Origin of the sequence: Nonomuraea sp. NPDC050153, from assembly GCF_044460125.1 — a bacterium.
Taxonomy (GTDB): Bacteria; Actinomycetota; Actinomycetes; order Streptosporangiales; family Streptosporangiaceae; genus Nonomuraea.
In genome coordinates this window covers 99702-125142 of sequence record NZ_JBITJQ010000015.1, presented here as the reverse complement: position 1 = coordinate 125142, position 25441 = coordinate 99702, and the positions used below count along the sequence as shown (strand labels likewise).

The window sequence follows — 25441 nt, the reverse complement described above, 5'->3', positions numbered from 1 at the left end:
GCGCTGGGCCTGAACCAGATGCGGCCCTGCGCTGGGCTGAACCGGGCCCGGCCGGTGCGGGTCCCGGCCGATCGCTGGTGGAGTCACTTCACCAGTGGGTCACTTCACCAGACGTAGCGTCAGCGGGTAGCGGAAATTACCCTCCGTCAGGGACGTGATGCCACCGACGATGGAGAGGACGACGGCGGCGACCCAGATGACCGGGAGCAGCACGACGCCGATGACCGTGAACGGCAAGAGGACCGTGGCCCCCACCACCGTGATCTGGAAGTTGAGTGCCTCCAGCGCCTGCCTGCGGATGTAAGGCGAGGTCTTGGCACCGGTGAGCAGCAGGATCAGCGGGCCGGCGATCGGGATGCCGACGACCATCAGCAGGTGGCCGACGGCGGCGGCGAGACGTTCGTTGCTCTCCGGCACCCGCTCGGGGCGGACCGGAGGCGGAAGCGGAGCGAGTTGGGGTACGGCTTGGGCGCCGTACAGCTCGGTCATGATGGGCATCAGATCACCGTGCGTGCGCGCCGTCATCGCGCGCTCCAACCGGTCGTCGAACTCGAGCTTGTCGAAGCGGCCCTCCGCGTAGGCAGCCTTGACGTGCTCGACCACGTGCTCACGGTCCTGGTGGGTGACGCGCAGATGAGCTGGCGGCACCTGTCCCGGCCTGGAGGTTTGCGGTACCCCAGCCATAATCGCCATGCCTCTCCTTTGAGAATCGGGCAGTCACCTCTCATACTGCGTCTCCCGAACCCCCGGTGCCATCGGGAGAATCCCCGATGTGTCCCCGAGATCATCCCCGACGCACGAAGGCTCCAGACGGTATAAAAAGGATTCATGAGATGGCGAGACCGCTACGGCATTCGTCGATTGCGCGGCCCCAAGATCGCGAAGTTTGACCGCGAGGCGACTGACGCCGACATCGAAGCGCTTATCGCCTTTGCCCGTTCGCGGCGTGGCGTGGAGTTTTACGTCGAGCCAGAGACTTTCGCCACCGACACGACCGCTGTGGCGGTCGCCGACGACGGCGAATGGACCAGGCGCAGGGTCGGCTCGCCTGCCGTGATCCACAGGGTTGCCCGCGATCTTGCCCTCCCGGTTTATGACGTTCAGCTGACCGGATATCCCCCACGCATGCGCGCCTACAACGAGCGCCGCCGCCGCGAAGAGGGCACCGGCAGCTGACCCCAGCAACCGCCCGCTGGCGGGTCACCCGTCAGCGGACCGCTAACTGGCCATCGGCTCAGTGCCAGCGGTCCCCTTCAGCGAACCTCTGACCCGCGATCGGCACCCCGCCAGCGGCCCCCGCCAGCAGACCCCTGACCGGCGATCGGCACACTGCCGTCGGTCACCCGTCAGCGGACCCCCTGACCGCTAGCGCCACACTGATGTTGTCGGCGCTGCTCATGCTCAAGCACGCTGGCGATGCCCTGCCCGCTGGGGCCTGCCCGCTGGGGCCTGCCCGCTGGGGCCTGCCCGCTGGGGCCTGCCCGCTGGGGCCTGCCCGCTGGGGCCCTGCCCGCTGGGGCGATGACCATTTCTCCACAAACCGACCTCATGCTGTCCAGTCCCTCGATTGAAGTCAACGACGGCCAGGACGTCGTCAACCGGACCGTGCTCGACCAAGCCCATAGGCAGTACCTGGCCGATGCCCGGCCGGGGCAGGTCCCCCATCTCCTCTCCGCGGCGGCCTTCGCGGGCTGCCGCTGCTGCTTGTCCCAGCTGGTTCGAAAGCGGTTCGCCTCGGTGACGCGCGGCGGTTCGCGGAGTTGGTGTCCGACACTGCAGGAACGGTCAGTCCTCGACGCCTACGACGTTGACGGCATGCCGCGGGCCTTCCACGCGAGCGTCCTCAGCGCCGATCGGCTTTCACCGCCGGGACCTTGCTCCGCCGCATCACGGAGTGGAGCGGTTCGCTCGCCGTCCAAGAGCACGCAACCTGAGGAGCATCTTCGATCCGGCCCTGTACGGATCACGCCGCTCGCGCTGCGTCGCTGCGAGGTGGTCTCGCTTGGTGCAGTTGGCAGGGCTCTTGTGGGTGGTGGTGGGCGGGTGGGCGCTATTCGGGCTGGGAATGGGGGTCGTCTTCATCCAGGAGGTTCACCAGGGGGAGGAGCCAGGAGGGGTGGGGTGGGCCCATGGCTGCGTCGAGTTCGGCTGGGGTGGGGAGGCGGTCTCGGAGGATCGTGGGAGACAGGAGGTTTTGGAGGGCGTGCATGAGGAGGTTGGCCATCGAGTAGCTGGGGTCGATGGTCAGGGCGCGTTCCAGGGCGATGGTGGCCTGGACGTTGTTTCCCTCGCGCCAGGAGGCCATCGCCAGGAGGGATGCGGCCGGTGGGACGAAGCGGCGCTCCAGTCTGCGGGTCAGGTCTTTCCAGAGGAGTACGTGGGAATGTTGCATGAGGGTCCAGGCCTCGTCGCGGACTCTGGTGAGCGACAGTGCCAGGCCAAGTTTCGCCGCCTCCGCGTCGTCCAGGCGGCCGCCTTCCTCGTGGGTTTGGAGAGCTGATCGGACCCTGCCCACGCTTTCGGCGATGAACTGCGTCGCGAAGGTGTCGAGGTTTGTGGTGGCCGTCAGGTCGGCCCGGAATTCTGTGATCGCGTCCGCGGTGGCCCTGCGCATGGCCATGCGTACCGGCCCTGTGATGGGGGCGATGGTACGTTCCAGGGATTCGCGATCGGGGAGGGCCACCAGACCGCGTACGGTCGCCTCGGCGGCGATCTGGCTGGTGGTCAGGTCGTACGGAGTGCCTTCGGCGGGGCAGCACGTCGCGAGGTCGCAGATGTAGGACCAGTAACGGCCCTCGTGTGTTCGTAGCGCTTCGCCTATGTGGAGCTCGGCCTTGGCGGCGAGGAGTCTGGCCTCGTCGACTGCCGGTGTCACCAGCTCCCCCGGGCCGTAGCCGACGATGACGATCTCTGTCACGCCTTCTCGGTCGAAGACGGGCTCCAAGGAGGCGAGGGTGCCCAGAGGGAAGGGGAGGCCCCATCTGGCCACCACCTTGGCCTGGCGACGGTCGAGGCCGATCACGATGAGGCTGGCCTTCGGGTGGAAGCCGACGAGGTATGGCACGGCGGCCAGGATGTCGGTGGGACTGGTGAGGGTGAGACAGGGCTCCGGGTCCAGGCCCGGCTCCAGGCCCAGGTCGGGGTCCGGGTCCGGGCCCGGATCGGGGTCCGAGTCGGGGTCCGGGTCCGGGTCCGGCGACGTGAAGCTGGATGAGGAGGAGAGCGAAGGGGAGGAGATTGACGCGGGCAAAGGTGGCTGGGGCGAGGGAACGGCGGTGGTGGAGCGGGGGTGCGCGGCGGTGGAAGCGGGAGTGGGGTTGGAGGTAGGGGTGGGCGCGGGGGTGGAGTGGTCGGTCGTCATGGGGCCCAAGGGTGCCTGGGCGACGGCTGTGGAATTGAGCCCGAATGCGGTTCTGGGGATGGCGGGGGCGTCCAAGGCCGGGGTTGTGGATAACTGCCGACGGGTATCGGCTGGGGCTCTTTGGGTGGCGGTGGTGCTGATGACTGGGTGATGGCTGGCGTCAGTGCTCGATGGGTGATTGGGCCAGCCCGCGAGTCCGTAGCGGGAGGGTCTTCCTGAGGTCCGATCCCGAAGTGCCCGGCCCAGGCGATGCCTCGCCCACGAAGGTGCCGGAGTTCAAGGTGGCTGAGCTGGGGTGACCGGGCCGAGGTGACCGGGCCGAGGTGACCGGGCCGAGGTGACCGGGCCCGGGACGAATGTCCGCCGAAGTGGGTGGGGCCGGGGGTGGATGGGGTGAGGGGGAGGGAGTGGCCTGAGCCGAGGATGAGGGGGTGGGGCCGAGGGTGAGGGTCGGTTAGGGGTGCAGGTGGGCCGAGGACGCAGGCCGGTTGAGGGTGCACGCGGGCCGAAGGCGCAGGCCGGTCGAGCGTGCCGGTGGCCGGTTGAGGGTGTAGGCCGGTTGAGGGTGTAGGCCGGTTGAGGGTGTAGGCCGGTTGAGGGTGTAGGCCGGTTGAGGGTGTAGGCCGGTTGAGGGTGAGGGGTTATGGGGTGGGGGTTAGGCGGGTGCGGGCCAGGAGGGCGGCGCCGGCTACGGCGGCGGGCATGGCGATGACCGCGACGAACGGCACCAGGAACAGCAGGAATCCCACCACCCCGAACCCCAGTGCACTCCCCATGTTCGCGCGCAGCAGCGCGAAGCGTTGCTTTCGGGCTATCCCCCGCCGCTCCAGCGCCAGGGTGGTGAGCTCCACCGTCAGGAAGAAGCCTGAGACGAGTGCCCCGAGCACCGGGATCACCGTCTGGCCGATCACCGGTACGAAGCCCAGGAAGAACAGCGGAATCGTGAAGAGGAGCACGTAGAGCAGCGTGATCAGGCTGTCCCTGATCGAGCGCGGCAGGGTGCGCCACCACGGTTGTTCCTCGGCCCCGGGGAGCGGGTCCACCTCCGCCGACAGGCGCTCGTAGAACGGCTCCCCGATCGCCAGGGTGAGCGCGGTGAAGGTCAGTACGGCCAGCGCCAGCCCACCGAGGAACAGGAGGATCCCCACCAGCGTCCGGAACAGGTCCCGCCAGCCCCACGAGTCCGCGAACGGCGTCAGGAACGCGGCCAGCTCACCGGCGTTCGAGCCGAGGAAGACCAGCGCCACGACGTACACAGCGAATGCGATCAGCGCCGGGATCAGCCCGAACAACCACCACCGACCGTGCCTGGCGACCCACCCCAACCCCTGGAAGAAGAAGCCGACGCCGGACGTGAAGTCGCGCAGTGATCGCATGCCCGGCAGGCTAGCGCCAGAACGACGTCACCGCGTACCCCAGCTCCGCGAACAGGTCACGAAGCAGCGGCAACGAGATGCCGATCACGTTGCCGTGGTCGCCTTCGATGCCCTCGACGAACCACCCGCCGCGCCCGTCGATGCTGAACGCCCCCGCCACGCTGAGCGGCTCCCCCGTGGCGACGTACGCGGCGATCTCCTCGTCGGACGGCTGGCCGAAGCGGACCACGGTGGTGGCGACCTCCGCCGCCTGCTTGCCTGCGGCCACGTCGATCACGCAGTGGCCCGTCACCAGGCGCGCCGTGCGACCGCGCATGAGCCGCCACCGCTCGGTGGCCTCCTCCGCCGTGGCGGGCTTGCCGTACGGGCGGCCGTCCAGCTCCAGGATCGAGTCGCAGCCGATGACCAGCCCCTCGTCGAGCCCGCTCGCGACCGCCTCCGCCTTGGCCTTGGCGAGCACCAGGCTGAGGGCCGCCGGAGTGTGCGCGGAGAACGACTCCTCGTCGACGCCGCTGACGATCACCTTGGGGTCGAGGCCGGCGCTGCGGAGGAGGGCGAGGCGAGCGGGGGAGGCTGAGGCCAGAACGATCACCGCATAAGCCTACCGGGCAGCTGCGCCGAGTCCTTCACCAGCGTCTTTCACCGGCGTCTTTCACCGGCGTCTTTCACCGGCGTCTTTCACCAGTCGGGGTTCGAGGTCCCGGGGGCGACCTCGCGAGGGTTCCCTTCCTCGTGCCCGCCGATGCGTGGGTCCCTCTCCTCGTGGCCGTCCGGGGCGCCGCGGCGGCCCATCGCGCCGGTGTCGAAGGATGACCGGGACTCGTACGGCCCGCCCTGCGCCGGCACTCCGCCGCCGAGGACGGCGTCCAGCAGGCCATCGAGCAGCTCGCCCAGCTCGCCCGGACGGGCCGCGTGCTCCCGGTCCAGGTCGTCGGCCATGGCTCCGGCGTTCATGTCGCGGCTCGCGGCCCGGTCGGCGAGCAGGGACATGATCATGGGTGCGATCAGGGGCAGCAGCCTCATGATGAATCGGGAGTCGACCCCGGCGAACCGCGACAGCCCGTCCGCGGCCTGCTCCGTTCCCTGGCCGCCCAGGACGTGGCCCAGGATGCTGTGCCCGTCGCGGGTCAGCGAGGCCACGTCGCCGGTGAACGGGTCGGTGTCCGCGTGGTCATCCAGGGCCGCCCGCAGGGCGTCGGCGCCGTCGGGGTGCCGGGCGTTGCGGGCCATGCCCCCGACGATGACGCCCGCCACGGCCTGGACCACGTCGCAGGCCGTGGTCGTGTCCGTGCCGAGCATCCCGGCGATCTGTTCCAGCCCTGAGTCTCCGAGCTCGGCGAGAAGCTCGTCAGTCAGCGTCACGACAGTCCCCCGATCGTTGTTCCGGGAGAGCTGCCCCGACCGGGACCGGAGCAATGCCCGATTTGCGCTAATTCTCGGAAAAACCTGCCTAAGCGCTCACGGGGCTCGGCGCGGCCGATGAGGCCAGGCCCGCCGCCGCGTACGCGCCGGCCTCGTCGAGCGTCTCGTGTTCGAGGAGGGCCTCCACGATGGCGTCGAGCTTGTCGCGGTTCTCGCCGAGGATCTGGATCGCGCGTTCGTAGCACTCGTCCACGATCCGCCGCGCCTCCTCGTCGACGGTGGCGAGCGTCGCGGGCGAGGCCTGCGGCTGCTGGCCGTCGTTGGGCAGGATGGTCAGCGGGCCGACCTTCTCCGACATTCCCCAGCGCCCGACCATGCCCCGGGCGATCATGGTGACCTGTTCCAGGTCGTTCTCGGCGCCCGTGGTGATGACCCCGTACACGACCTGCTCGGCCGCCATGCCGCCGAGCGCGCCGGTGATGCGCCCGCGCAGATACTGCTCGTCGTAGGCGTACCGGTCGGTGTCGGGGGTGGACAGCGTGACCCCGAGCGCCCGCCCGCGCGGGATGATCGAGATCTTCCTGACCGGGTCGGCGCCCGGCTGGAGCATGCCGAGCAGCGCGTGACCGGCCTCGTGGAAGGCGGTCCTGGTGCGCTCCTCCTCCGGCATCACGATGCTGCGGGCCGCGCCGAGCTGCAGCTTCTCCAGCGCGTCGGCGAAGTCGGACATCGTGACCTTCTCCCTGCCGCGCTTGGCGGCGAGCAGGGCGGCCTCGTTGACCAGGTTCGCGAGGTCGGCGCCGGTCATGCCGGGGGTGGTCTTGGCGAGCTGGTCGAGGCTGACCTCGCCGTCCAACGGCACGCCCCGCGAGTGCACCGCCAGGATGGCGGTGCGGCCCGCCGCGTCCGGCAGCCCCACCTGGACGGTACGGTCGAAGCGCCCGGGACGCAGGAGCGCCGGGTCGAGGACCTCGGGACGGTTCGTGGCCCCGATGACGATCACGCCCTCGGCGCCCGAGAAGCCGTCCATCTCGGTGAGGATCTGGTTCAGCGTCTGCTCGCGCTCGTCGTGGCCGCCAAGGCCGCCGGCCCCGCCGCGGGCCCGGCCGATGGCGTCGATCTCGTCGATGAACACGATCGACGGCGCCACCTTCCGCGCCTCCTCGAACAGGTCACGCACCCGCGAGGCGCCCACGCCCACGATCATCTCGATGAACTCGGAGGCGCTGGCCGAGAAGAACGGCACCTTGGCCTCGCCCGCGACCGCCCTGGCCAGCAGCGTCTTGCCGGTGCCGGGAGGGCCGGCGAGCAGCACGCCCTTGGGCAGCTTCGCGCCGAGCCTGCGGTATTTCCCGGGGTCCTTGAGGTAGTCGACGATCTCGACGAGCTCGTTCTCGACCTCGTCGATGCCCGCGACGTCGTCGAACGTGACCCGCACCTGCCCGGCCTCGACCGGCTTGGCGGCCTTGGACCTGCCGAGCCCGCCCAGGCCCCCGCCCATCATGCTGGCGCCGCGGCGCATGACCCAGATCCACAGTCCGGCCAGCAGCAGCACGGGCAGCAGCGAGAGCAGCAGGTTGGAGAAGAAGCCACGGGTGATCGGCTTGGAGGTGATCTCGACCTGGCCGGTGGCCAGCTGCTGGTCGAGCTGGTCGGTGTTGGCGAAGGCCGGGATCTCGGTCGCGAACTTCGTGTAGGACTCGTTGCTCTCGGGGTTCTTCGCCGCCGCGCGCAGGTCGCCCTCGACCGACAGGCCCTGGGCGTAGATGTCCTTGACGTTCTTGGTGTTCACCTGCTTGGTGAACTCGGTGTACGAGATCGTCTCGACGGATCCGCTGTCGACGAACGACGACACCACGAAGAAGCCCGCGTACACCACGAGCAAGGTGACGACGAATCGCCACCAGTTGATCTTGGGCCGGCCTCCGGGTGTGCCCGGCAGGCCCTCCGAACGCCAGGGCGGCTTGCCCTTGCCGTTCTTCGGCGCCTGCGGCTGTCCCGAGCGTTCCACGGCGTCACTCCCCACATCGCCGCATACATGATCCTTTTAGCCTAGAACACGCACCCCGGCGACCACGCGGCCGATGTCTCGCCACTGCTTGCGCTGCGAGTCAGGCACTGTGACGAACGCCAGCCCCGGCTTACTCATTCCCCCGTCCATCACGACGACGGCCGCCCGGGACTGATGCTTTCCGTATTTCACGCTGTATACGAGCATCCAGCCGCGCTTGACGGGTTGTGAGGCGAGCCAGGTGATCCTGGCGCCCTCGGGGTGGTGGTTGAGCGTCCAGCGGGCCGCGAGCAGTGCCGTGTCACGCGGGGACTTCTGCCGCATGATCGGGAGCGGGCACGTGACGAACATCCCGCGCCGGCCGGCGCGCGTGCCGGGGAGCACCTGCTTGGTGGTGAACGGCGCCGCGCCGTGCGACTTCCACGGCCGGGACAGGTTCGGCACGGCCAGCCCGGTGCGGGCGTCCTTGACGACCTTCCTGGACGGGGCGGCCAGGGACATCCGCTTGATCCGGCCCGTCAGCTTGGGGACGCGCGGGTCGGCGTACAGGGCCTGCATGGCCGTGTAGCCGGGCGCGAGCGACGAGCCGGGCGAGGCAGTCGCCGTGGGAGCCGTGGGAGCCGCGGACGAGGGCGCCGCGGCAGAAGGCGCCGTGGAAGGGGGCTCAGCGGAAGGAGGGGACGCCTCCGAGGAAGGTGCGGGGCCGGACGAGGACGGTGCGGCCGGCGGCGCGGTTACCGGCCCCGCCGCGACCTCGTCCGGCCCTGACGGGAGCACCGCGACCAGCGCCACGGCCGCGACCACGACTGCGCCGATCACGGCGAGCCCCCGGTACACCACCCGCATCCGGATATCTCCGATACGGGAGCGTTTGGGCGGAGAAGGAGGGACTCCGGGCCTCGCCGCGGTCCTCACTTGGGAACCCTTGATCTCTTCTTCCCCATCGAGCACGAGCGGAGCGTACGACATATCCGGCCATTGCGCCTTGGAAGCTACCGAAGTGCAATCATGGGCAACGTGGAACAGGTTGAGCTGCGATTCGACCACGCCTCGCAAGCGTCCCAAACGCACACGAACCTCTCAGCGATCCGCCAGGGCTCCGCGGGCCTCTGGGTGGCCGGCGACGAGACCGCGACCTTCGAACACCTGACGTGGATGGGCGACCATTTCGGCGGCCAGCGCACGTTCACGCTGGCCGACTACGTCGAGCTGCCCGCGGGCCCCGAGGACGAGGCCGACATCGAGGGCCTGGCCCGCGCGAACGGCTACCTCTGGCTGGTCGGCTCGCACAGCCTCAAGCGCAAGAAGATCAAGTCGAAGGACCCGGAGAAGGCCGCCGAGCGGCTGGCCACGGTGGTCCGGGAGGAGAACCGGTTCATCCTGACCCGGCTGCCGCTCCACGACGAGACCCCCGGACCCGGAACGATCCTCGCCGGCAAGGACAACCTGACCGCGCACCTGCGCGACGACCGGCATCTGGCGCCGTTCCTGGAGCTGCCGGGCAAGGACAACGGGCTCGACATCGAGGGCATCGCCGTCCTGCCCGAGCAGATCTACATCGGGCTGCGCGGCCCCGTGCTGCGGGGCTGGGCGGTGCTGCTGGAGCTGCGACTGGAGGACGCGGGCAGGTCACGGCTGCGGCTGCGGGAGCCGTACAGGAAGCACTTCCTGGACCTGGGCGGGCTGGGCGTGCGGGACCTCTGCCCGGACGGCGACTCGCTGCTGATCCTGGCCGGCCCGACCATGGATCTCGACGGTCCCGTACGGGTCGTGCGCTGGCGGCCCGGCGCCAGGCGCGGGGTCGTCCCGCAGGACGAGCTGGAGACGGTGATCGAGCTGCCCTACGGCGTGCGGTGCGACCACCCCGAAGGGCTGGCGTTGCTGGGCGACGGCAGGCTCATGGTCGTCTACGACAGCCCGTCGCCCGCGCGGATCACCTCGGCGGGCGGCGTGCTGGCGGACGTCTTCACGATCTAGCGGCGCGTCCGCAGGCGCACGCTCCGCTACCCACCGCGAACCGCTGAACGCGGTTCGCGGCACAACCAGGGCGCGTCGGCCACGAACGTGCATGAGCCCGGCTCGATCTCCGTGAACCCGGCGTCGCGCACCACGGGCAGCCCGGTCGCGGCCATGGCGTCAAAGTCACCCTGGGAGGCCGCAGTACGCACGGACACCGCGAGGCCGCGGGCGCGCCAGGCCTCCCGCTCGGCCGCGTCGCTGGCCCACCAGGCGAGCTGGGCGGCGTGCCCGGCCTGCGCCATGGCCTTGCCCGCGGACATGGCCAGCCCCGGGTTGGCCCACAGGACCGGTGGCTCGGCGGGCGGCGGATCGGCGGTGTCGCTCAGCTCGGTGCCGCCCACCTGCAGCCGCGCGAGGTCACGCGGCCAGCCGTCGAGCGGCACCGGCGGATGTACGCGCACCTCGGCCGTGCGGTGCTCGACGGTGCGGCCCGGCAGCACGACCGCCCGCCGCCACTCGGCGCCCCTGGCCCGGCGGACCACTTTGCGGATCTTGCCGGTGGACTGCCAGGAGTGCAGCTCGGCGGCCCACTCGCCGGGGTCGTCCAGCAGGCTCAGCACGGCCGTCGCGGCCGCTTCCAGGGCGTCGGTGCGTTCGGGGGGAGTGGCCCGCTCGATCCTGACGACCAGCGGCAGGACATACAGCTCAGAATTCATCGCTCTCTAGAATGCCTGATCGCCAGGGACATGCCCGCCGCCAGGAGGCACAGAGCGCCGGCGCCGTACCAGGCGAGGTCGTAAGTCCCCAGGTGGTCGCGGGTGAGCCCGGCGCCGACCGCGGCGAACGCGGCGCCCACCTGGTGCGAGCCGAACACCCACCCGAACACCACGGCGCCGTCGGCCCCGTAGATCCGCCGGCACAGCGCCACCGTGGGCGGCACGGTCGCCACCCAGTCGAGCCCGTAGAACACGATGAAGATCAGCATGCTGGGCTCGGTCGTGGCCGCGAACAGGCTCGGCAGCACCATCAGGGAGAGCCCGCGCAGCGCGTAGTAGACGCCGAGCAGCACCTTGGGGTCGATCCGGTCGCTGAGCCAGCCGGACGCGACCGTGCCCGCGATGTCGAAGATCCCGATGACCGCCAGCAGGCCGGCCGCCACGGGCTCGGCCATGCCGTGGTCGTGCGCGGCGGGGATGAAGTGGGTGCCGACCAGGCCGTTCGTGCTGGCGCCGCAGATGGCGAAACCGCCGGCGAGCAGCCAGAACGGCCTAGTCCTGGCCGCCGAGGCGAGCACGGTGACCGCCCTGACCGCCGCGTTCACCTTGCTCGGCGCGGCGCGGACCGCGCCCGGCTCCGCGCCGAGGGCAGTCGTTCCCACGTCGGCGGGGTGGTCGCGCAGCAGCCACCACACGAACGGCGCCACCGCCAGCGCCGCCCCGGCCACGGTCAGGGAGGCGAAGCGCCACCCCGGTCCCTCGGCGAGCTGGGCGAGCACGGGCAGGAAGATCAGCTGCCCGGTGGCGCCCGCCGCGGTGAGCACGCCCGTGACCAGCCCGCGGTGCCGGACGAACCAGCGGTCCACCACGGTCGCGGCGAACACCAGCGCCATCGAGCCCGTCCCGAGCCCCACGAGCACGCCCCAGAACAGCAGGAGCTGCCAGCTCGCGGTCATCAGCACGGTCGACCCGCTGCCCGCGGCGATCAGCAGCAGCGCGAGGGAGACCACGCGGCGCATGCCGAAGCGGTCCATCAGGGCGGCGGCGAAGGGGGCGGTCAGGCCGTAGAGCACCAGGTTGACGGAGACGGCCAGGGAGATCGTGCCGGCCGACCAGCCGAACTCCTCGTGCAGAGGGGTGATCAGCACGCCGGGAGTGGCCCGGAACCCGGCAGCGCCCAGGATCGCCACGAAGGCGACGGCCGCCACGAACCAGGCCCGGTGCACACGGCGGCGCGTGGGGGCGGTGGTGCTCAACGTCATGCGCCAATCCTGCTTTATCCCATTACAAGGTCACGAGTGGCCGGATGGTCAATATGTGAAAGAATCCGGCCATGACACATCGCGTGGCGGTCGTCGTGCTCAACCATTTCGCCACCATCGACCTCGGCGTGCCCGGCCAGGTGTTCGGGACGGCGGAGACGGCGGACGGCGAGAAGTTGTACGAGGTGGTGACCTGCTCGGAGGGCCGCATGCCGGTCCGCTGCTCGGCGGGCTACAGCGTGCAGCCCGACCACGACCTCGACGTGCTCGACACCGCCGACACGGTCGTGGTGCCCGGCATCCACGCGGGCCGGGCGCTGCTGGACGGCACGATCTCGGAGACGCTGGCCAAGGCGCTCCGGGGACGGCCGCGGATCCTGTCGATCTGCACGGGGGCGTTCGTGCTGGCCGCGGCGGGCCTGCTCGACGGGCGCCCGGCCACCACCCACTGGCGCAACGCCGACCGGTTCGCGCGGCTCTTCCCGCAGGTGAAGCTGGACCCCGACGTGCTGTACGTGGACGACGGCGACGTGCTGACCTCGGCGGGCGTGGCGGCCGGGCTCGACCTGTGCTTCCACGTGATCAGGAACGACCACGGCAGCGAGGTGGCCAACCGCGCGGCCCGCCGCTGCGTCATGCCGCCCTGGCGGGACGGCGGCCAGGCCCAGTACATCGACCGGCACCTGCCGGAGGCGGGCGGCGGCACGGCGGCCACGCGCGACTGGATGCTGGCCCACCTGGACCGCCCGCTCGACCTGACCGCGCTGGCCGAGCACGCCAGGATGAGCGTGCGCACGTTCACCAGGCGCTTCCGCGACGAGACCGGCGTGAGCCCGGCCAGGTGGCTGAACGGCCAGCGGGTCCAGCACGCCAGGCAACTGCTGGAGACCACCGACCTGGGCGTGGAGGAGGTGGCCAGGAAGGCGGGGTTCGGCACGGCGGTCTCGCTGCGCCAGCATCTGCACGCGGCCGTCGGGGTTTCGCCCCTGGCGTACCGGCATACGTTCCGGCGACTCTGATTTCCCACGACAAAAGCCGCATTCACCCTACAATCGGCCCCAGGAAGATCGACTAGGAAGGGTCGTCACATGGCCGAGGCGGACCGCGTACCCGCCGGGATCAACCCGAACGTGCCCAGCGTCGCCCGCATGTACGACTACTACCTCGGCGGCCGGGACAACTTCGCCGCCGACCGCGACGCGGCCGAGCAGATGATCGAGATCGGCCGGCGGATGGGCAACGACGCCCGTGAGATCGCCCTGGCCAACCGCGGCTTCATCGGCCGCGCCGTACGCATGCTCGCCGAGGCCGGGGTGCGCCAGTTCATCGACATCGGCGCGGGCCTGCCCACCCAGGACAACGTGCACCAGGTGGCGCACCGGTACGCCCCGGGCTCCCGCGTCGTCTACGTGGACAACGACCCCATCGTGCTGGTCCACGCCCGCGCGCTGCTGGCCAGGGACAGGGACGTCCTGGCGATCGAGGGCGACCTCAAGGATCCCGACGCCATCCTGGACGACCCGCGCGTCGCGGAGCACCTCGACCTCTCCCAGCCGTACGCGGTCCTGCTGGTGGCGGTGCTGCACTTCGTCCCCGACAACGCCGAGGCCGACCAGATCGTCACGCGCATCCGCCGGCGCCTGCGGCCCGGGGGCCACATGGTGCTGTCGCACCTCCTGTACGCGGGCCACGACATGGACGACGTCGCCACCGCCGGCCAGCAGGTCTACTCCGGCACGACCTCGGGCGGCCTGGCGCGGCGCGGCTACGACGAGATCGCCTCCTACTTCGACGGCCTGCGCCTGCTCGGCCCCGGCGTCGTGCCGGTGGCCGACTGGACGCCCGACGGCGTCCCCGGCGGCTCGTACGACCTCTCCAAGGGCGGCATCCTGGCCGGGGTGGGCCGCGCCTAACGGATGACGGGCTCCGAGGGCGTTAGATTGGGGACATGTCCCTGACCCTCGAATTCGTCAGCACGATCAGGGCCGAGCGGTCCGGATTGACCGACCAGCTGTCCGACCTCGACGGCATGACGGCCTGGGTGCGGGCGCACGCGCCCGACCTCGGCGACCTCACCGTCACGGAGGAGCTGCGCCAGGAGACGGTACGCCTGCGCCAGGCCGTACGCGCGCTGCTCGCCAAGGCCGTGGCGCCGGGCCCGCCGAGCCGGGCGGACGCGGCGAGCCTGCCCGGATTCGAAGAGTCGCTGGCCCTGGTCAACGCCACCGCCCTGGCCGCCCCCACCGCGCCCCAACTGCGCTGGAACGGCGAGCCCCTCCTCGCCACCGCGCCCGCGACGGACGCCGGCCCCGGCGCGCGGCTGCTCGCCAGGCTCGCCACGGCGGCCGTCGAGTTCCTCGCGGGGCCGGACCGCGCCCTGGTGCGCACCTGCCAGGCCCCGCGCTGCGTGCTCTATTTCGTCAAGGAGCACCCGCGCCAGGAGTGGTGCTCGACGGGCTGCGGCAACCGCGCCCGGGCCGCCAGGCACTACAGGGAGCACAAGAAAATCTAACGTTTGCAATACCCGGTTCCCGTTATATCCTCTTTCTAACGGCAACCGGGTATTGCATGCGTTAGAGGAGAGTGGAATGTCCTTCCAGACCGGACATGTCGGGCTCAACGTCACCGATCTCGACAAGTCCAAAGAGTTCTACACGCGCGTCTTCGGCTTCACGGTGGCGGGCGAGTCGCAGGAGGACGGTCGCCGGTACGCGTTCCTGGCCCAGGACGGCACGCTGATGCTGACCCTCTGGCAGCAGAGCACGGGCCGCTTCGAGTCCGCCCGTCCGGGGCTGCACCACCTGTCGTTCCAGGTGGCGGACCTCGACGCGGTGCGCCGGGCGGAGACGGTGATCAGGGAGATCGGCGCGACTCTCTACCACGACGGCGTCGTGCCGCACCGCGAGGGCGCCTCGTCGGGCGGCGTGTTCTTCGCCGACCCCGACGGCATCCGGCTGGAGATCTTCGCCCCGACCGGTGCCGGCGACCGGCCCGCGCCCAGCTCCGACGCGCCGACCTGCGGGTTCTTCTAATGAGGCATCCGGGCGAGGTCGCCGTGCAGCGCCGGGCGGGGGTCCGGCTGGAGGACCACGGCAGCTCGCGGACGCGTCCGGAGATCCCGGAGGCGGCGGCCGAGTTCCTGCGGAACCAGCACATGATCGTCCTGGGCGCGGCCGACGACGGCGGGCGCGTCTGGGCCGGCGTGCTCACGGGCCCCGCGGGCTTCGCCGCCGCGACGGACGACCGCACGATCGTGCTGCACGCCCTGCCCGGCGCCGACGACCCCCTGCACGGGCTGTTCGAGCGGGAACGGGACATCGGCCTGATCGCCGTCGAGCCGCACACGCGGCGCCGGATGCGCGTGAACGGCACCGCCGTGCGGGCCGGCGACGCCCTGGTGGTCTGGACGGAGCAGGTCTACTCCAACTGCCCCAAGTACATCCAGACCCGCTCCCCCACCTCCACCCCGGGCAGGCCCGCGGGGCTGGGGCGCGGGACCTCGCTGCCGGACCGGCACCGTGCGTGGATCGCGGAGGCGGACACGTTCTTCATCGCCACCCGCGCCGAAGGGCTCGGGGCGGACGTGTCGCACCGGGGCGGCAACCCCGGATTCGTCCGGGTGACGGGGGCACGCTCGCTGGAGTTCGCGGACTACCAGGGCAACTCGATGTACATGACGCTGGGCAACCTGGAGCTGGACCCGGCGGCCGGGCTGCTGTTCGTGGACTGGGAGCGCGGGGAGACGCTGCAGCTCACGGGCCGGGCCCGGGTGGAGTGGGGCGACCAGCGGGTGGTGCGCTTCGAGCTGGACGAGTATGCGCATCTGGGCGGCACCGTGTCGCCCGGCTGGACCGCCCCCGGATATCACCGCTTCAATCCGCCGGTCCAGGCAGGCGCTTCTCGAACCAGTGATGCGCGTACGGCTCCTCGCTGAACGCCGCCACCTCCCGATAGCCGCAGGCCCGGTAGAGGGCGACGGCCTCCGCGAGCGCCCGGTTGGTCTCCAGCCGCAGCGTGCGGATGCCGTGGGCGGCCGCCTTGCCCTCCGCCTCGGCGAGCAGCCGCCGCCCAAGCCCCAGCCCGCGCACGGCCGGGTCCACCCACATCCGCTTGATCTCGGCGGACCCGGCCGCACGGTGGAGCTTGACCGCCACGCACCCCACCGGCTCGGCGTGCAGCTCGGCGACCAGCAGCAGCCCGGCCGGGGGCCGCAGCTCGGCGTCGGTGGCGGAGATGCTGCGCGCCGGGTCGAAGCCGCCCTCGAACCGGCGGGCCAGCTCGTCGGCGTAGGCCTGGAGGCAGTGGCGGGCGCCGGGATGACGTGGATCGAGGACGTCGACCCTGACCATGGAGGCGAGAAGCAGCCGCTCGACCTCGGACATCGCGGCCACGAGGCGGTCGCGCTGGGTGCCGGAGAGCGGCTCGAGGATCGCCGCCGCCGCCTCGTCGGACCGGCGATCCAGCTCCTCCCGCTCGTCGAGCCCCGCCCGCGTGAGCCGCGCCGTGCGGACCCGGCCGTCGGAGCCGCCGCCGTCGACGACCACCAGCCCGTCGGCCTCCAGCGACCGCAGCAGCCTGCTCAGGTAGCCGGAGTCGAGGTCGAGCCGCGTCCGCAGGGCACGCACCTCGCTGCCCTCCGCGCCGATCTCCCAGAGCACCCGCGACTGCCCGAGCGCCCGATCCCGGGCCAGGAACCTGTCGTTGAGCGCCCCGATCCGCTGCGTCACCGTCCGCTGGAACCGCCGCACCTGCCCGATCGCCGCACCGTCCATATCTCTGACTTTAGTCAGAGATTCCGCCCTCCGCACGGTCACATCCACGGACCCGCGATCGGCACCGCGCTGTAGTCCTCCCCCGTGACCGGGCGAATCTCCTCCCAGTGCACCCATCGCGCGCCCTCGCTCGCCCGCGGCGGCCAGAGCAGGAATCCCCATCGCACCCCTTCGGCATCGTCGCCCCAGGCCAGCAGGTAGCGGGCCGTCGTGGCATGCTCCACGACCGGCGGCCGCCAGAGCTCGGGCAGGTCCTGCGTGTCGATATCCATACCGATCATTATACGAACACGCATTCGATATCTCCAGCACCCGATCCCCCGAGGCGCGGCGTTGCGAGGCGTACGAGCGACGCGGACACGATCACGCCTGATCCGGGCCCGCCGGTTCATCTGCCCGTGGCCCACTGTGCCATCTGGTGGGCGACGTTTTCGAGCCTCGCGAGGTCGGGCACCACGTGGACCTGATCGCAGTGCTCGGCGTATCCGGGCAGGTCACATCTGCCCAGCCGCCAGGAATACCGGGGTTCGGGGGTGAGCCAGATGGTCTGCCGCGCTCGCCTGGCGAGCTCCTCGAAAGCGTCCAGGTTCGGATCGTGGCCGTTCCCCCGGCCGTCTCCGAGCATCAGCAGGGTCGTCTTCCTGGTCAGCGCCGAGCGGTGCTCCGCGAGCATCAGTTCGAAGGTACGGCCGTAGTCCGAGTCGGCGTCAACGTTGAGCAGTCCGCCCGCCGCGCCGAACACCAGGTTGGACACCTGCTCCAGCGGGTGTCCTGCGAACAGTTCGGTGATCTCCTGGGGTTCGTCGACGAAAGCGAACGAGCGGACCTGTCCGAACAGCGACTGGAGACCGTGCACCAAGTACAGGGTGAAGCGGGCGGTGGCCCGTACCGAGAGCGAGACGTCGGCGAGGACGACGAGCCGGGGGGCGTTCTCGACGCGGGTCGTGGTCACCGGCCGGAAGGGGATTCCGTCGTAGCGCATGTTCTGCCGCATGGTACGTGCCGCGTGCGCCCGCCCGCGCGGGTTGTCGCGCCGGGTGGCGGTCAGTGCCCCGGACAGCGTGCGGGCCAACCGGCGCAGCGACGTTTCCAGCTCCCGGCGGCTCTGCTCGTCCACCGCCTCCGTACGCGCCCGCTCGACGGCTCCCGACTCGACGGCGGCGGTGAGCTCGGCCAATGTGGCGAGATGGCGTACCAGCAGTTCGGCGAGACCGTCGGCCACCTGTGCCCGGCCGTTCGGGATGGCGAGCTCCTGGCCGTCCTGCTCGTCCGCGGATCGGCTGTCCGGATGTCCTGCGACGGTCATCTCGGTGCCCGCGCGCAGGGCGTTGCCGCAGGACAATCGGCCGGGTGTGCCGGCATTGTGCAACCTTTCCGCCGCCAGCTCCAGGCTCGCGACGGCGGCGGCATCGGCGCAGGACCGCCGCCTGTCCCGGGAGAGGACGATCTCCTGGGTCAGCGCGGAGCGGTCGATCTTGTTCGCCTCCTGGTGGGGGTTGTACCGCTGGGCGAGATCCTGCGGGTCGAAGTAGTCGCGGAGGTCGTGGGGCGGACCGTGGTGGTGACCAGGCCGCGGGATTTGCGAGGGTTCCTCGGAAATGGTGAACGACGTGGCCGCGGCAGTGTCGGAGAGGTCGTCGTGGCCGTGGCGGTGACCGGGCCGGTTCTCGGCGGGGTTCGGCGGTGTGAGAGCGAAGAGGGCGGCGAACACCTCGTCGAAGACCGCGTCGTCGCGCCGGTCCTTGATCAGGGTCAGTCGCAGGGCCTCACGCAGCGTCTCGCGGTCGCCCAGGATGCCCGGCTGCGCCGCGGCCCTCGTCGCGTCGATCGTCTCGGAGACCGAGACTCGCACGCCCGACAGGCGCAGCAACCGGACGAAACGGTGGATGCTTGCTTCCATGGCGGGCTCCTGTGCTCGCGCACTCTCAGCGCGCCCGGCGTCGCAAGGCCGCGGAGAATGCGCGCTGTCCCTGGCCCGTGCCGTTGCCGGTGTGCCCGTCGTCGTGGTGCTCATGGCCGTGGTGCCCCGCTGTGCCGCTGCCGGGGGACTCGCTCGCGCCGAGGCTCGACGGCAGCCGGTAGCCGATCTCGTGTCGGCCGAGTTGGTCCATCGCGGCCCGGACGGCGCGGCCGTCCGGCTCGTCTCCGAGTGACGCGTGATCGAACGGGCCATCGCCGTCGCCCGGGACGGGTCGCTGAGCCTGGCCAAGGCCATGACCCGTGTGAGCCGGCGAGGCGGGCCCGCCCTGACGCCCGGAGACGAGGCGGGGCAGGACGTCGAGCGCCCGGTTCAGGTCGCGTTCGTATTTCAGCACCACGTTGACGGTTTCCATGAGCAGTTGCGCGTCCAGTTCCTCGGCCCCCAGCACGGCCAGGGCGCGGGCCCAGTCAACCGTCTCCGAGATGCCGGGGCTCTTCCGCAGCCGCAGACCGCGCAGTTCGCGCACCACACCGACCAGTTGCACGGCCAGCGCATCGGGCAGCCCGGTGTGCTTGGAACGGACGATCTCCAGCTCGCGCTCGGCGTCCGGATAGTCCAGGAACACGTGCAGACAGCGCCGTTTGAGGGCGGCCGACAGGTCCCTGGTGTTGTTCGAGGTCAGTACAACGCATGGCGGGGCCGGGGCGATGTAGGTCCCGATCTCGGGCACCGAGACCTGGTACTCGTCCAGGCACTCCAGCAGCACGGCCTCCAGTGCTTCGTCGGCGCGGTCGATCTCGTCGATGAGCAGGACCGTCGGCTCGGGGCTGCGGATGGCCTCGAGGACCGGCCGTGGGGACAGGAAGCGGTCGGAGAAGAAGACGCTGTCCTGATCGCCGATGCGTTCCACGGCGGTGGCGAGGTCCGGCGCGTCCGCGACGATCTCGCTGATCTTCTCCCGCAGCAGCTGCGTGTACAGGAGTTGCTTTCCGTAGTCCCACTCGTACAGGGCCCTCGACTCGTCCTGCCCTTCATAGCATTGCAGGCGTAGTAGCCGGCGTCCCGTGGCCGCGGCCAGGACCTTCGCCAGTTCCGTCTTACCGACCCCGGCCGGGCCTTCCAGCAGGACCGGCTTGCCCAGGCGGAACTGCAGGTACACGGAGGTGGCCAGGCGCCGGTCGGCGATGTATCCGTGCGCGGCGAACTTCTCGACCACATCCGTGACCGACTCGAACGCATCGGGTACGGGCGTGCCGTCGGGGTGCGGGATGCCGGTCACGTTTTCTCCGTTCGCATGAAGGGCTGCCACCTCAGGTGAGCAGATCGTCCAGGTCGCCGTTCATGCAGTGCTCGACGAGCGGACGGACTGTGTCGTAGGTGGGCTCCTTGGGGTTGGTCGGGACACAGGAGTCGCCGAGAGTGTGCCGGGTGATCCGGTCGACGTCGGCGTCGTCCCCGACGATCTCTCTCGACCGCTGGTAGAACTCGGTAGGGCCCTGCCCGAGCCGGTTCTTGGAGTACGTGTCCTGCTTCACGTCGGTGAGCTTCTCCGGCATTCCGAGGTCGCGCACCAGGCGGATGAGCTCCTCGACCGCCGCGTCGGCCGCGTGCACCGTGCTCATGCCGACGGTGTCCACGCCCATCGCGCGGGCGATGTCGGCGAAGCGCCGGTAGGCGACCGGCAGGTTGAAGGCCCAGACCCGGGGCAACAGCACGGCGTTGTTGAGCCCGTGATGCAGGTCGTAGAAGGCGCTGAACGCGTGCGAGATCGAGTGGGCGAGCCCCAGCCCGCCGGAGTTGAACGCCTGAGCCGCCATGTACTCGCCGTACATCATGGCCTCACGAGCGGCCAGATTGCGGCCGTCCCAGGTGGCGGTGCGCAGGTACTGAGCGGCGATCTCGACGGCCTGCAGGGCCTGGCCGAGCGCGGGCGTGAAGTCCAGCCGTGACACGTAGGCTTCCGAGGCATGCGTGAGCACGTCGATTCCGCACTGCGCGGTGAAGTCGATCGGGCACTCGTAGAAGAGCACCGGGTCGTCGATGGCCAGCGTCACGCGCGCCGAGCGATCGAAGGCCGCGTATTTGTGCGGGTTGTCCGGGTCGGTCGTGGTGTCGGTGATGACGAACAGCGACGTGGTCTCAGAGCCCGTGCCGGCGGTGGTGTTCACCGCGATGTGCGGCGGATTGTCAGGATTCTCCGTCTTGTGATAGCCCTCGAACTCGTTGATGCTGCGGCCGTCGTGCGCGAGGGATATCCGGGCTCCCTTGCAGGCATCGTGCGAGGAACCGCCGCCGATGGAGACGAAGGAGTCGCACTTGTTCTCCCGGAACGCCTCCGCGGCGTCCATGCAGTTGTAGTCCTTGGGATTGGATTCGACCTTGTCGTAGACGACGAAGTCCACACCGTGGAACTTGCCCTGATCGACGATCCGCTGCACGATATCCGTACCCCGCAGGCCCGAGGTGACGACCAGCGTCCGGTGGAAGCCCAATCTCCTGGCCTCCGGGCCGACGAGTTCGTGCGTTCCAGGCCCCAGCAGCGCCCGGGGCAGCGGCGTGAACTCCTTGACCGGGGACGGTCTGTAGAGTGCTTCAAGCTGCATGATCACTAGTCCTCTCCGTGTGGCGAAGAATGGGACTTGGCAGGTTCTGTTCGGTCCAGATGACCTTCCCGTTCGCCGTGTACCGGGTGCCCCAGCGCGAGGCGAGCTGAGCGACCAGGAACAGCCCGCGCCCGCCCTCGTCGTTGCTGGTGGCGCGGCGCATCCGAGGCGAGGTACTGCTGCCGTCGGACACCTCGCAGATGAGAGTGCAGTCGCGGAGCAGGCGCACCTCGATGGGCTCCCTCGCGTAGCGGATCGCGTTGGTGACCAGCTCGCTGACCATCAGCTCGGTGGTGAACTCCAGCTCCTCCAAGCCCCAGCGGTCCAGCTGCTCCGTCACCGCGCCGCGCACCTTGGAAACGTTCGCCGGGTCGGCGGACAGCTTCCAACTGGCCACCTGGTCGGCATCCAGCGCGTGCATGCGGGCGACGAGCAGGGCTACATCGTCCCTGGGGCGGCCGGGCAGCAGGGCTTCGACGACCGCCTTGCACGTCTCCTCGGGCGGGCGGCTGGGGTGCGTCAGGGCGCGCCGCAGCAGCGCGAGGCCCACGTCGATGTCGCGGCTGCGCTCCTCGATGAGACCGTCCGTGTAGAGAACAAGCTCGCTGCCCTCGGGGATCTCCAGGTCGATCGTCTCGAAGGGCAGACCTCCCAGGCCCAGCGGCGGCCCTGCCGGCACGTCCGGGAATTCGACGGTTCCATCCGGAAGAACGAGCGCGGGCAGCGGGTGCCCGGCACGGGCCAGGGTGCAGTTCCTGGAGACCGGGTCGTACACCGCGTACAGGCAGGTGGCGCCCATGATCCCGGCGCCGTCGCTCTGGTCGGAGTCGAGCCGGTCGACAAGCTCGTCGAGGCATGCGAGCAGATCCTCCGCGGGCAGGTCGAGGACGGCGAAGTTCTGCATGGCGGTACGCAGGCGGCCCATCGTGGCGGCCGCGTGCAGGCCGTGCCCGACGACGTCGCCGACCGCCAGCGCCACCCGGCCGCCGGACAGCGGGATGACGTCGTACCAGTCGCCGCTCACCCCGCCGTACGCGGGCAGGTAGCGGTGCGCGACCTCGACCGCGCTCTGCGAGGGCAGGCCCCGGGGAAGCATGCTGCGCTGCAGCGCGAGCGCCATGTTGTGCTCGTGGGTGAAGCGGCGGGCGTTGTCGATGGACAGCGCCGCGCGGCCGACCAACTCCTCAGCGAGGCGAAGGTCGTCCTCTTCGAACGCACGCTGCTCTGAGCGGTAGAAGCTGACCACGCCCAGGGTCGCGCCGCGCGCATACATGGGCGCCGCGATCAACGAGTGAATCCCGAATCTGAGGATCCGCTCCGTGCGCACGGGGTCTATGGCCTTCCACCCATGAGCCTCCGCCAGATCCGGTTCCAGCACGGCCTCCCTGCCGGCCAGGCACCGGCCCTGCGGGGTGGACGGGACGAACTTCACCAATTCCCCCACCTCGGCCAGGTGGGAGTCCTCAAGGATGGCGCCCAACGCCACCCGGCGGAGCACGCCCATGTCGTGGGCCGCCTCGTCCCCGCACAGAACGGCGTCCGACAGGTCGACGCTGACGAAGTCCGCGAACCGCGGGATGATCACATCGGCCAGCTCTTCTGCCGTATGGGTCACGTCAAGGGTGGTCCCGATGCGGACGCTGGCGTCGTAGAGGAGTTCCAGGCGCTGCCGTGCCCGCAGGGCGAGCTGTCCCACGCCCAGTTCGCCGACGAGGAGCAGCCATCCCTCGCTGGCGCCGGGCTCCGTGGTGGTTTCCTTGGTCATGGAAGCGACCGCCGTCACCGGCTCGGGAGGGGGCGCCATGCGGGGCTCGGGGACCGCGCCGGACGGCACCGGCGGCTTGAAGTCCTTCGGAGCGGTCGGGATCACCAGAGCGTCCGAGGGGGGCGGCACCACGGTGGGGGCGGTAACCGACATGCGGCGTGCGCCTCTGGCCTCGCCCGGGAGGCTGACCTCGACCGCGATGCCGGCCTCCCCCGAGGGCCCGAGGACTGAGCGGCGCATGAGGGTGGCGACCTGGCCGTCGAAGAGCTCCACCTGGGCCATGAGCCGGTGCGGGGAAGAGATCAGCTCCGCCGCCCGCTCCCGCAGCAGGGCCTGGTCGGCGCGGCCCAGCACGTCGTTGATCGAGGGGAGCGCTCCTTCATGCTCGCCACACGGCGGCCCGCCGGGCAGGGAGGCGGCGTGGTGGGTGCGCAAGAAGGTCCCGAGCAGGTCCCGCTCCCGCTGTGTGGCCTGCTCCAGCAGCCGCTGCTCGATGGCGTGGGCGGCGTCGCGGACGAATTTCAGCATTGCCGGATCCGCGTCGGACCGCCGGCAGGTGAGGTCGAGGATGCCCTCGACCTGCCCGCTCAACGGATCGCGGATGGGCGCGCCGGCACAGGCGAACGGGTGCATGCATGCAGCGAAATGCTCGCTGCCGAAGACATAGCTGGGTTTCCTGCTCGCCAGCGTCGTGCCGATGCCGTTGGTTCCGGCGATCTGCTCCGCGAAAGCGAATCCGACCGCGAGACAGACGCCGTCGAGGCTCCTGTTCAGTTCAGGGTCGCCGCCCCGGCGCTGAAGGACCCTGGCTTTCTCGTCGCAGAGAATCACGCTCACGCGCGTTCCGGTGAGTTCGCCCTCCACCTTGTCGAGCACAGGGGCGGCCGCGTGGATGAGGCGGCCATGCAGATCCAGATCCTCCTGGTAGGGGATCTCCAATTGGTCGGGGACCAAGCCGAGCAACCGGCAGCGTTGCCAGGACGTCAGGATGGAACCCCGGACGCTTCCCTCGACATCGCCCCTGTCTTGGAACCTCGCATGGGCGCTGGTCAGACGCTCTATGTCGTCCCAGGCCACTGCCACTGCCACCGCCCCCCATACGGCGAGAGACATATGTGCCTTATGGCTACTATTCCACACAAAATTAGATATATGGTCAAATGTTCGAATCGAACATCTCTAGAGGGGTCACAGGTCTGGCGAAAAGTTCACAACCAGCCATTGTCTCCGAAACAGGACTGCTTGCGGGACAGGACGCCACCCGTCCCGGCGAGGCGGCAGTGACGTCAGCGAGAACCCGCCCGGCAGCCTTCACAGGCAAGAACGGCGGGCTCGAACGGAAGCCCGCAGAGCCCCTTCAGGGCGCTGGAGCCGCCCGCAGGGCCTGAACACGTAAAACGGCGACGCCCCGAAGGACACCGCCGTTGAGCGAACCTGGGCGCTACTCGCCACCGTCGCGCAAGTGGAGCTATGGGGATTCGAACCCCAGACCTCCTCCATGCCATGGAGGCGCGCTACCAACTGCGCCATAGCCCCTTGCTGCGTGTACGAGTGTAGCCGACTTCAGGACCGCCCAAGCACACGTCAAAAACTGGGTATACGGAGAGTAAAAATTTGCTACTGTCCATTGCCGTGTTCAGCGTGCAACCACTGCCCATGACTCCGCGATGTGCCCAGATCCTCGACGAGCGCGAGCATGCCGTGATCGGCGTCAGCGCGCTCAACGGGTACTTCACCCCCCGGACCATCAGGCACCTCCTCGACTGGGCGACCCGGACGTTCGCGCGGGTCCACGTCCTCGTGCCCGGCGTCGAGTTGGCCGGGACGCTGGTCGCGAGAGGGTGTCCGGCGGGCAGAGCCGGGGCCAAGGCGCGGGCGGCCGCCAACAACACGCGCAACCGGGTCGTCCGCGCGCTCGACGCCCTCGACCCGCCCAACGCCACCGTGTTCGACTGGAACGAACTGGCCCACGATCCGGCCTACGCCGAGGCGAGGGCGAGGCTGGAGCGGCTGTTCGCCACCGATCCGGTCTTCGGGGAGCACTGCGTGGACGCGGTGCGCCCGATCGTCGGCGCGCCGGAGCTCTCGCGCGAGCAGGCCGAGAACGCGCTGCCGTTCCTGCTGGCCGAGCTGCCCTTCGTGATCGACACCCCGTCGATCCTCGGCACGCGCTCGTCGGTGTTCTGCTACCCCCGGCCGATGCCGCTGGTGGACCTGCTCTACGCCGGCCTGCTGCCCGTGCGCCCGGCGTCCGAGCAGGGATTCGTCTCCACCGCATTGACACAGGCCGCCCGGCCCGCCCACCATCTCAGTAACGCCAGGTAAAGACATCG

23 protein-coding genes and 1 tRNA gene are annotated in these 25441 nt (G+C 70.1%); 8 read left to right on the top strand and 16 right to left on the bottom strand.

Annotated elements, in window-relative coordinates:
* Positions 1-99: 99 nt before the first annotated feature.
* The gene (locus ACIBQ1_RS32530; RefSeq protein ID WP_397283112.1) at positions 100-648 is read right to left on the bottom strand and encodes a DUF1707 and DUF4870 domain-containing protein; all 549 of its coding nucleotides are present in this window, start codon (positions 646-648) and stop codon (positions 100-102) included.
* A gap of 180 nt (positions 649-828) precedes the next feature.
* On the opposite strand from ACIBQ1_RS32530, the gene ACIBQ1_RS32525 reads away from it, so the two are divergent.
* Positions 829-1176, top strand: coding sequence for a hypothetical protein (locus tag ACIBQ1_RS32525; RefSeq protein WP_397283111.1), 348 nt, complete (start codon positions 829-831; stop codon positions 1174-1176).
* Positions 1177-2050: 874 nt separating this feature from the next.
* Here ACIBQ1_RS32525 and ACIBQ1_RS32520 read toward each other — a convergent pair.
* The 6 genes from ACIBQ1_RS32520 to ACIBQ1_RS32495 all read right to left on the bottom strand — a co-directional run bounded on the left by ACIBQ1_RS32520 (position 2051) and on the right by ACIBQ1_RS32495 (position 8956).
* The gene (locus ACIBQ1_RS32520) at positions 2051-3361 is read right to left on the bottom strand and encodes a DUF4192 domain-containing protein (RefSeq protein WP_397283110.1); all 1311 of its coding nucleotides are present in this window, start codon (positions 3359-3361) and stop codon (positions 2051-2053) included.
* Positions 3362-4002: 641 nt separating this feature from the next.
* Positions 4003-4737: an EI24 domain-containing protein gene (locus tag ACIBQ1_RS32515; RefSeq protein ID WP_397283109.1), complete on the bottom strand. Its 735-nt coding sequence runs from the start codon at positions 4735-4737 to the stop codon at positions 4003-4005.
* Positions 4738-4747: 10 nt separating this feature from the next.
* Complete coding sequence (locus ACIBQ1_RS32510) at positions 4748-5329, bottom strand: Maf family protein (protein WP_397283108.1); 582 nt, start codon at positions 5327-5329, stop codon at positions 4748-4750.
* Between the two features lie 86 nt (positions 5330-5415).
* Complete coding sequence (locus ACIBQ1_RS32505) at positions 5416-6099, bottom strand: DUF937 domain-containing protein (RefSeq protein WP_397283107.1); 684 nt, start codon at positions 6097-6099, stop codon at positions 5416-5418.
* 88 nt (positions 6100-6187) lie between these two features.
* Positions 6188-8110 (bottom strand): ATP-dependent zinc metalloprotease FtsH, encoded by a 1923-nt coding sequence (gene ftsH, locus ACIBQ1_RS32500; protein WP_397283106.1) that lies wholly within the window; start codon positions 8108-8110, stop codon positions 6188-6190.
* A 36-nt stretch (positions 8111-8146) separates the two neighbouring features.
* On the bottom strand, positions 8147-8956 hold the full coding sequence (locus ACIBQ1_RS32495) for a hypothetical protein (protein WP_397283105.1): 810 nt from the start codon (positions 8954-8956) through the stop codon (positions 8147-8149).
* Between the two features lie 162 nt (positions 8957-9118).
* On the opposite strand from ACIBQ1_RS32495, the gene ACIBQ1_RS32490 reads away from it, so the two are divergent.
* On the top strand, positions 9119-10087 hold the full coding sequence (locus ACIBQ1_RS32490) for a DUF3616 domain-containing protein (protein WP_397283104.1): 969 nt from the start codon (positions 9119-9121) through the stop codon (positions 10085-10087).
* A gap of 26 nt (positions 10088-10113) precedes the next feature.
* Here ACIBQ1_RS32490 and ACIBQ1_RS32485 read toward each other — a convergent pair whose 3' ends face one another.
* Together ACIBQ1_RS32485 and ACIBQ1_RS32480 are read right to left on the bottom strand one after the other, a co-directional pair.
* Positions 10114-10785 carry a peptidyl-tRNA hydrolase gene (locus ACIBQ1_RS32485; protein ID WP_397283103.1) on the bottom strand — a complete coding sequence of 224 codons (672 nt, stop codon included), beginning with the start codon at positions 10783-10785 and terminating at the stop codon, positions 10114-10116.
* On the bottom strand, positions 10782-12047 hold the full coding sequence (locus tag ACIBQ1_RS32480; RefSeq protein WP_397283102.1) for an MFS transporter: 1266 nt from the start codon (positions 12045-12047) through the stop codon (positions 10782-10784). The genes ACIBQ1_RS32485 and ACIBQ1_RS32480 overlap by 4 nt, the downstream gene beginning before the upstream one ends.
* A gap of 71 nt (positions 12048-12118) precedes the next feature.
* Here ACIBQ1_RS32480 and ACIBQ1_RS32475 point away from each other — a divergent pair, with 71 nt between their 5' ends.
* The 5 genes from ACIBQ1_RS32475 (at position 12119) to ACIBQ1_RS32455 (ending at position 15981) form a co-directional block, all read left to right on the top strand.
* The gene (locus ACIBQ1_RS32475) at positions 12119-13066 is read left to right on the top strand and encodes a GlxA family transcriptional regulator (RefSeq protein ID WP_397283101.1); all 948 of its coding nucleotides are present in this window, start codon (positions 12119-12121) and stop codon (positions 13064-13066) included.
* A 69-nt stretch (positions 13067-13135) separates the two neighbouring features.
* Positions 13136-13960, top strand: a complete 825-nt coding sequence (locus ACIBQ1_RS32470) for an SAM-dependent methyltransferase (RefSeq protein ID WP_397283100.1) — start codon at positions 13136-13138, stop codon at positions 13958-13960.
* 35 nt (positions 13961-13995) lie between these two features.
* Positions 13996-14559, top strand: a complete 564-nt coding sequence (locus ACIBQ1_RS32465) for a CGNR zinc finger domain-containing protein (protein WP_397283099.1) — start codon at positions 13996-13998, stop codon at positions 14557-14559.
* Between the two features lie 76 nt (positions 14560-14635).
* Positions 14636-15079: a VOC family protein gene (locus tag ACIBQ1_RS32460; RefSeq protein ID WP_397283098.1), complete on the top strand. Its 444-nt coding sequence runs from the start codon at positions 14636-14638 to the stop codon at positions 15077-15079.
* Entirely contained in the window at positions 15079-15981 is a 903-nt protein-coding gene (locus ACIBQ1_RS32455; protein ID WP_397283097.1) for a pyridoxamine 5'-phosphate oxidase family protein, read from the top strand. Before ACIBQ1_RS32460 ends, ACIBQ1_RS32455 begins: the two co-directional genes overlap by 1 nt.
* On the opposite strand, the gene ACIBQ1_RS32450 is transcribed toward ACIBQ1_RS32455, so the two are convergent.
* From ACIBQ1_RS32450 to ACIBQ1_RS32420, 7 genes are all read right to left on the bottom strand, one after another.
* Entirely contained in the window at positions 15920-16819 is a 900-nt protein-coding gene (locus ACIBQ1_RS32450) for a GNAT family N-acetyltransferase (RefSeq protein WP_397283096.1), read from the bottom strand. The two genes, ACIBQ1_RS32455 and ACIBQ1_RS32450, sit on opposite strands and share 62 nt — an antisense overlap.
* A gap of 38 nt (positions 16820-16857) precedes the next feature.
* Positions 16858-17091 (bottom strand): hypothetical protein, encoded by a 234-nt coding sequence (locus ACIBQ1_RS32445; RefSeq protein ID WP_397283095.1) that lies wholly within the window; start codon positions 17089-17091, stop codon positions 16858-16860.
* Positions 17092-17207: 116 nt separating this feature from the next.
* Positions 17208-18719, bottom strand: a complete 1512-nt coding sequence (locus ACIBQ1_RS32440) for a VWA domain-containing protein (protein ID WP_397283094.1) — start codon at positions 18717-18719, stop codon at positions 17208-17210.
* 25 nt (positions 18720-18744) lie between these two features.
* Positions 18745-20019 carry an AAA family ATPase gene (locus tag ACIBQ1_RS32435; RefSeq protein WP_397283093.1) on the bottom strand — a complete coding sequence of 425 codons (1275 nt, stop codon included), beginning with the start codon at positions 20017-20019 and terminating at the stop codon, positions 18745-18747.
* Positions 20020-20050: 31 nt separating this feature from the next.
* Positions 20051-21343, bottom strand: coding sequence for an iron-containing alcohol dehydrogenase (locus tag ACIBQ1_RS32430; protein WP_397283092.1), 1293 nt, complete (start codon positions 21341-21343; stop codon positions 20051-20053).
* A complete protein-coding gene (locus tag ACIBQ1_RS32425; protein ID WP_397283091.1) occupies positions 21333-24071 on the bottom strand; it encodes a SpoIIE family protein phosphatase in 2739 nt (912 codons plus the stop codon). The genes ACIBQ1_RS32430 and ACIBQ1_RS32425 overlap by 11 nt, the downstream gene beginning before the upstream one ends.
* A 500-nt stretch (positions 24072-24571) precedes the next feature.
* Positions 24572-24644: transfer RNA gene (locus tag ACIBQ1_RS32420), tRNA-Ala, on the bottom strand.
* A gap of 120 nt (positions 24645-24764) precedes the next feature.
* Between ACIBQ1_RS32420 and ACIBQ1_RS32415 the strand changes: the two genes are divergently transcribed.
* Entirely contained in the window at positions 24765-25433 is a 669-nt protein-coding gene (locus ACIBQ1_RS32415; RefSeq protein ID WP_397283090.1) for a tRNA-dependent cyclodipeptide synthase, read from the top strand.
* Positions 25434-25441: the final 8 nt, after the last annotated feature.

Bases quoted from the DNA above. Each gene is read 5' to 3' on its own strand.
- ACIBQ1_RS32515 (WP_397283109.1), bottom strand. From the start codon at position 4,737: ATGCGATCACTGCGCGACTTCACGTCCGGCGTCGGCTTCTTCTTCCAG.
- ACIBQ1_RS32460 (WP_397283098.1), top strand. From the start codon at position 14,636: ATGTCCTTCCAGACCGGACATGTCGGGCTCAACGTCACCGATCTCGAC.
- ACIBQ1_RS32450 (WP_397283096.1), bottom strand. From the start codon at position 16,819: ATGGACGGTGCGGCGATCGGGCAGGTGCGGCGGTTCCAGCGGACGGTG.
- ACIBQ1_RS32475 (WP_397283101.1), top strand. From the start codon at position 12,119: ATGACACATCGCGTGGCGGTCGTCGTGCTCAACCATTTCGCCACCATC.
- ACIBQ1_RS32495 (WP_397283105.1), bottom strand. From the start codon at position 8,956: ATGCGGGTGGTGTACCGGGGGCTCGCCGTGATCGGCGCAGTCGTGGTC.
- ACIBQ1_RS32455 (WP_397283097.1), top strand. From the start codon at position 15,079: ATGAGGCATCCGGGCGAGGTCGCCGTGCAGCGCCGGGCGGGGGTCCGG.
- ACIBQ1_RS32465 (WP_397283099.1), top strand. From the start codon at position 13,996: ATGTCCCTGACCCTCGAATTCGTCAGCACGATCAGGGCCGAGCGGTCC.
- ACIBQ1_RS32430 (WP_397283092.1), bottom strand. From the start codon at position 21,343: ATGCAGCTTGAAGCACTCTACAGACCGTCCCCGGTCAAGGAGTTCACG.
- ACIBQ1_RS32445 (WP_397283095.1), bottom strand. From the start codon at position 17,091: ATGGATATCGACACGCAGGACCTGCCCGAGCTCTGGCGGCCGCCGGTC.
- ACIBQ1_RS32485 (WP_397283103.1), bottom strand. From the start codon at position 10,785: ATGAATTCTGAGCTGTATGTCCTGCCGCTGGTCGTCAGGATCGAGCGG.
- ACIBQ1_RS32480 (WP_397283102.1), bottom strand. From the start codon at position 12,047: ATGACGTTGAGCACCACCGCCCCCACGCGCCGCCGTGTGCACCGGGCC.
- ACIBQ1_RS32415 (WP_397283090.1), top strand. From the start codon at position 24,765: ATGACTCCGCGATGTGCCCAGATCCTCGACGAGCGCGAGCATGCCGTG.
- ACIBQ1_RS32440 (WP_397283094.1), bottom strand. From the start codon at position 18,719: ATGGAAGCAAGCATCCACCGTTTCGTCCGGTTGCTGCGCCTGTCGGGC.
- ACIBQ1_RS32525 (WP_397283111.1), top strand. From the start codon at position 829: ATGAGATGGCGAGACCGCTACGGCATTCGTCGATTGCGCGGCCCCAAG.
- ACIBQ1_RS32490 (WP_397283104.1), top strand. From the start codon at position 9,119: ATGGGCAACGTGGAACAGGTTGAGCTGCGATTCGACCACGCCTCGCAA.
- ACIBQ1_RS32470 (WP_397283100.1), top strand. From the start codon at position 13,136: ATGGCCGAGGCGGACCGCGTACCCGCCGGGATCAACCCGAACGTGCCC.
- ACIBQ1_RS32520 (WP_397283110.1), bottom strand. From the start codon at position 3,361: ATGACGACCGACCACTCCACCCCCGCGCCCACCCCTACCTCCAACCCC.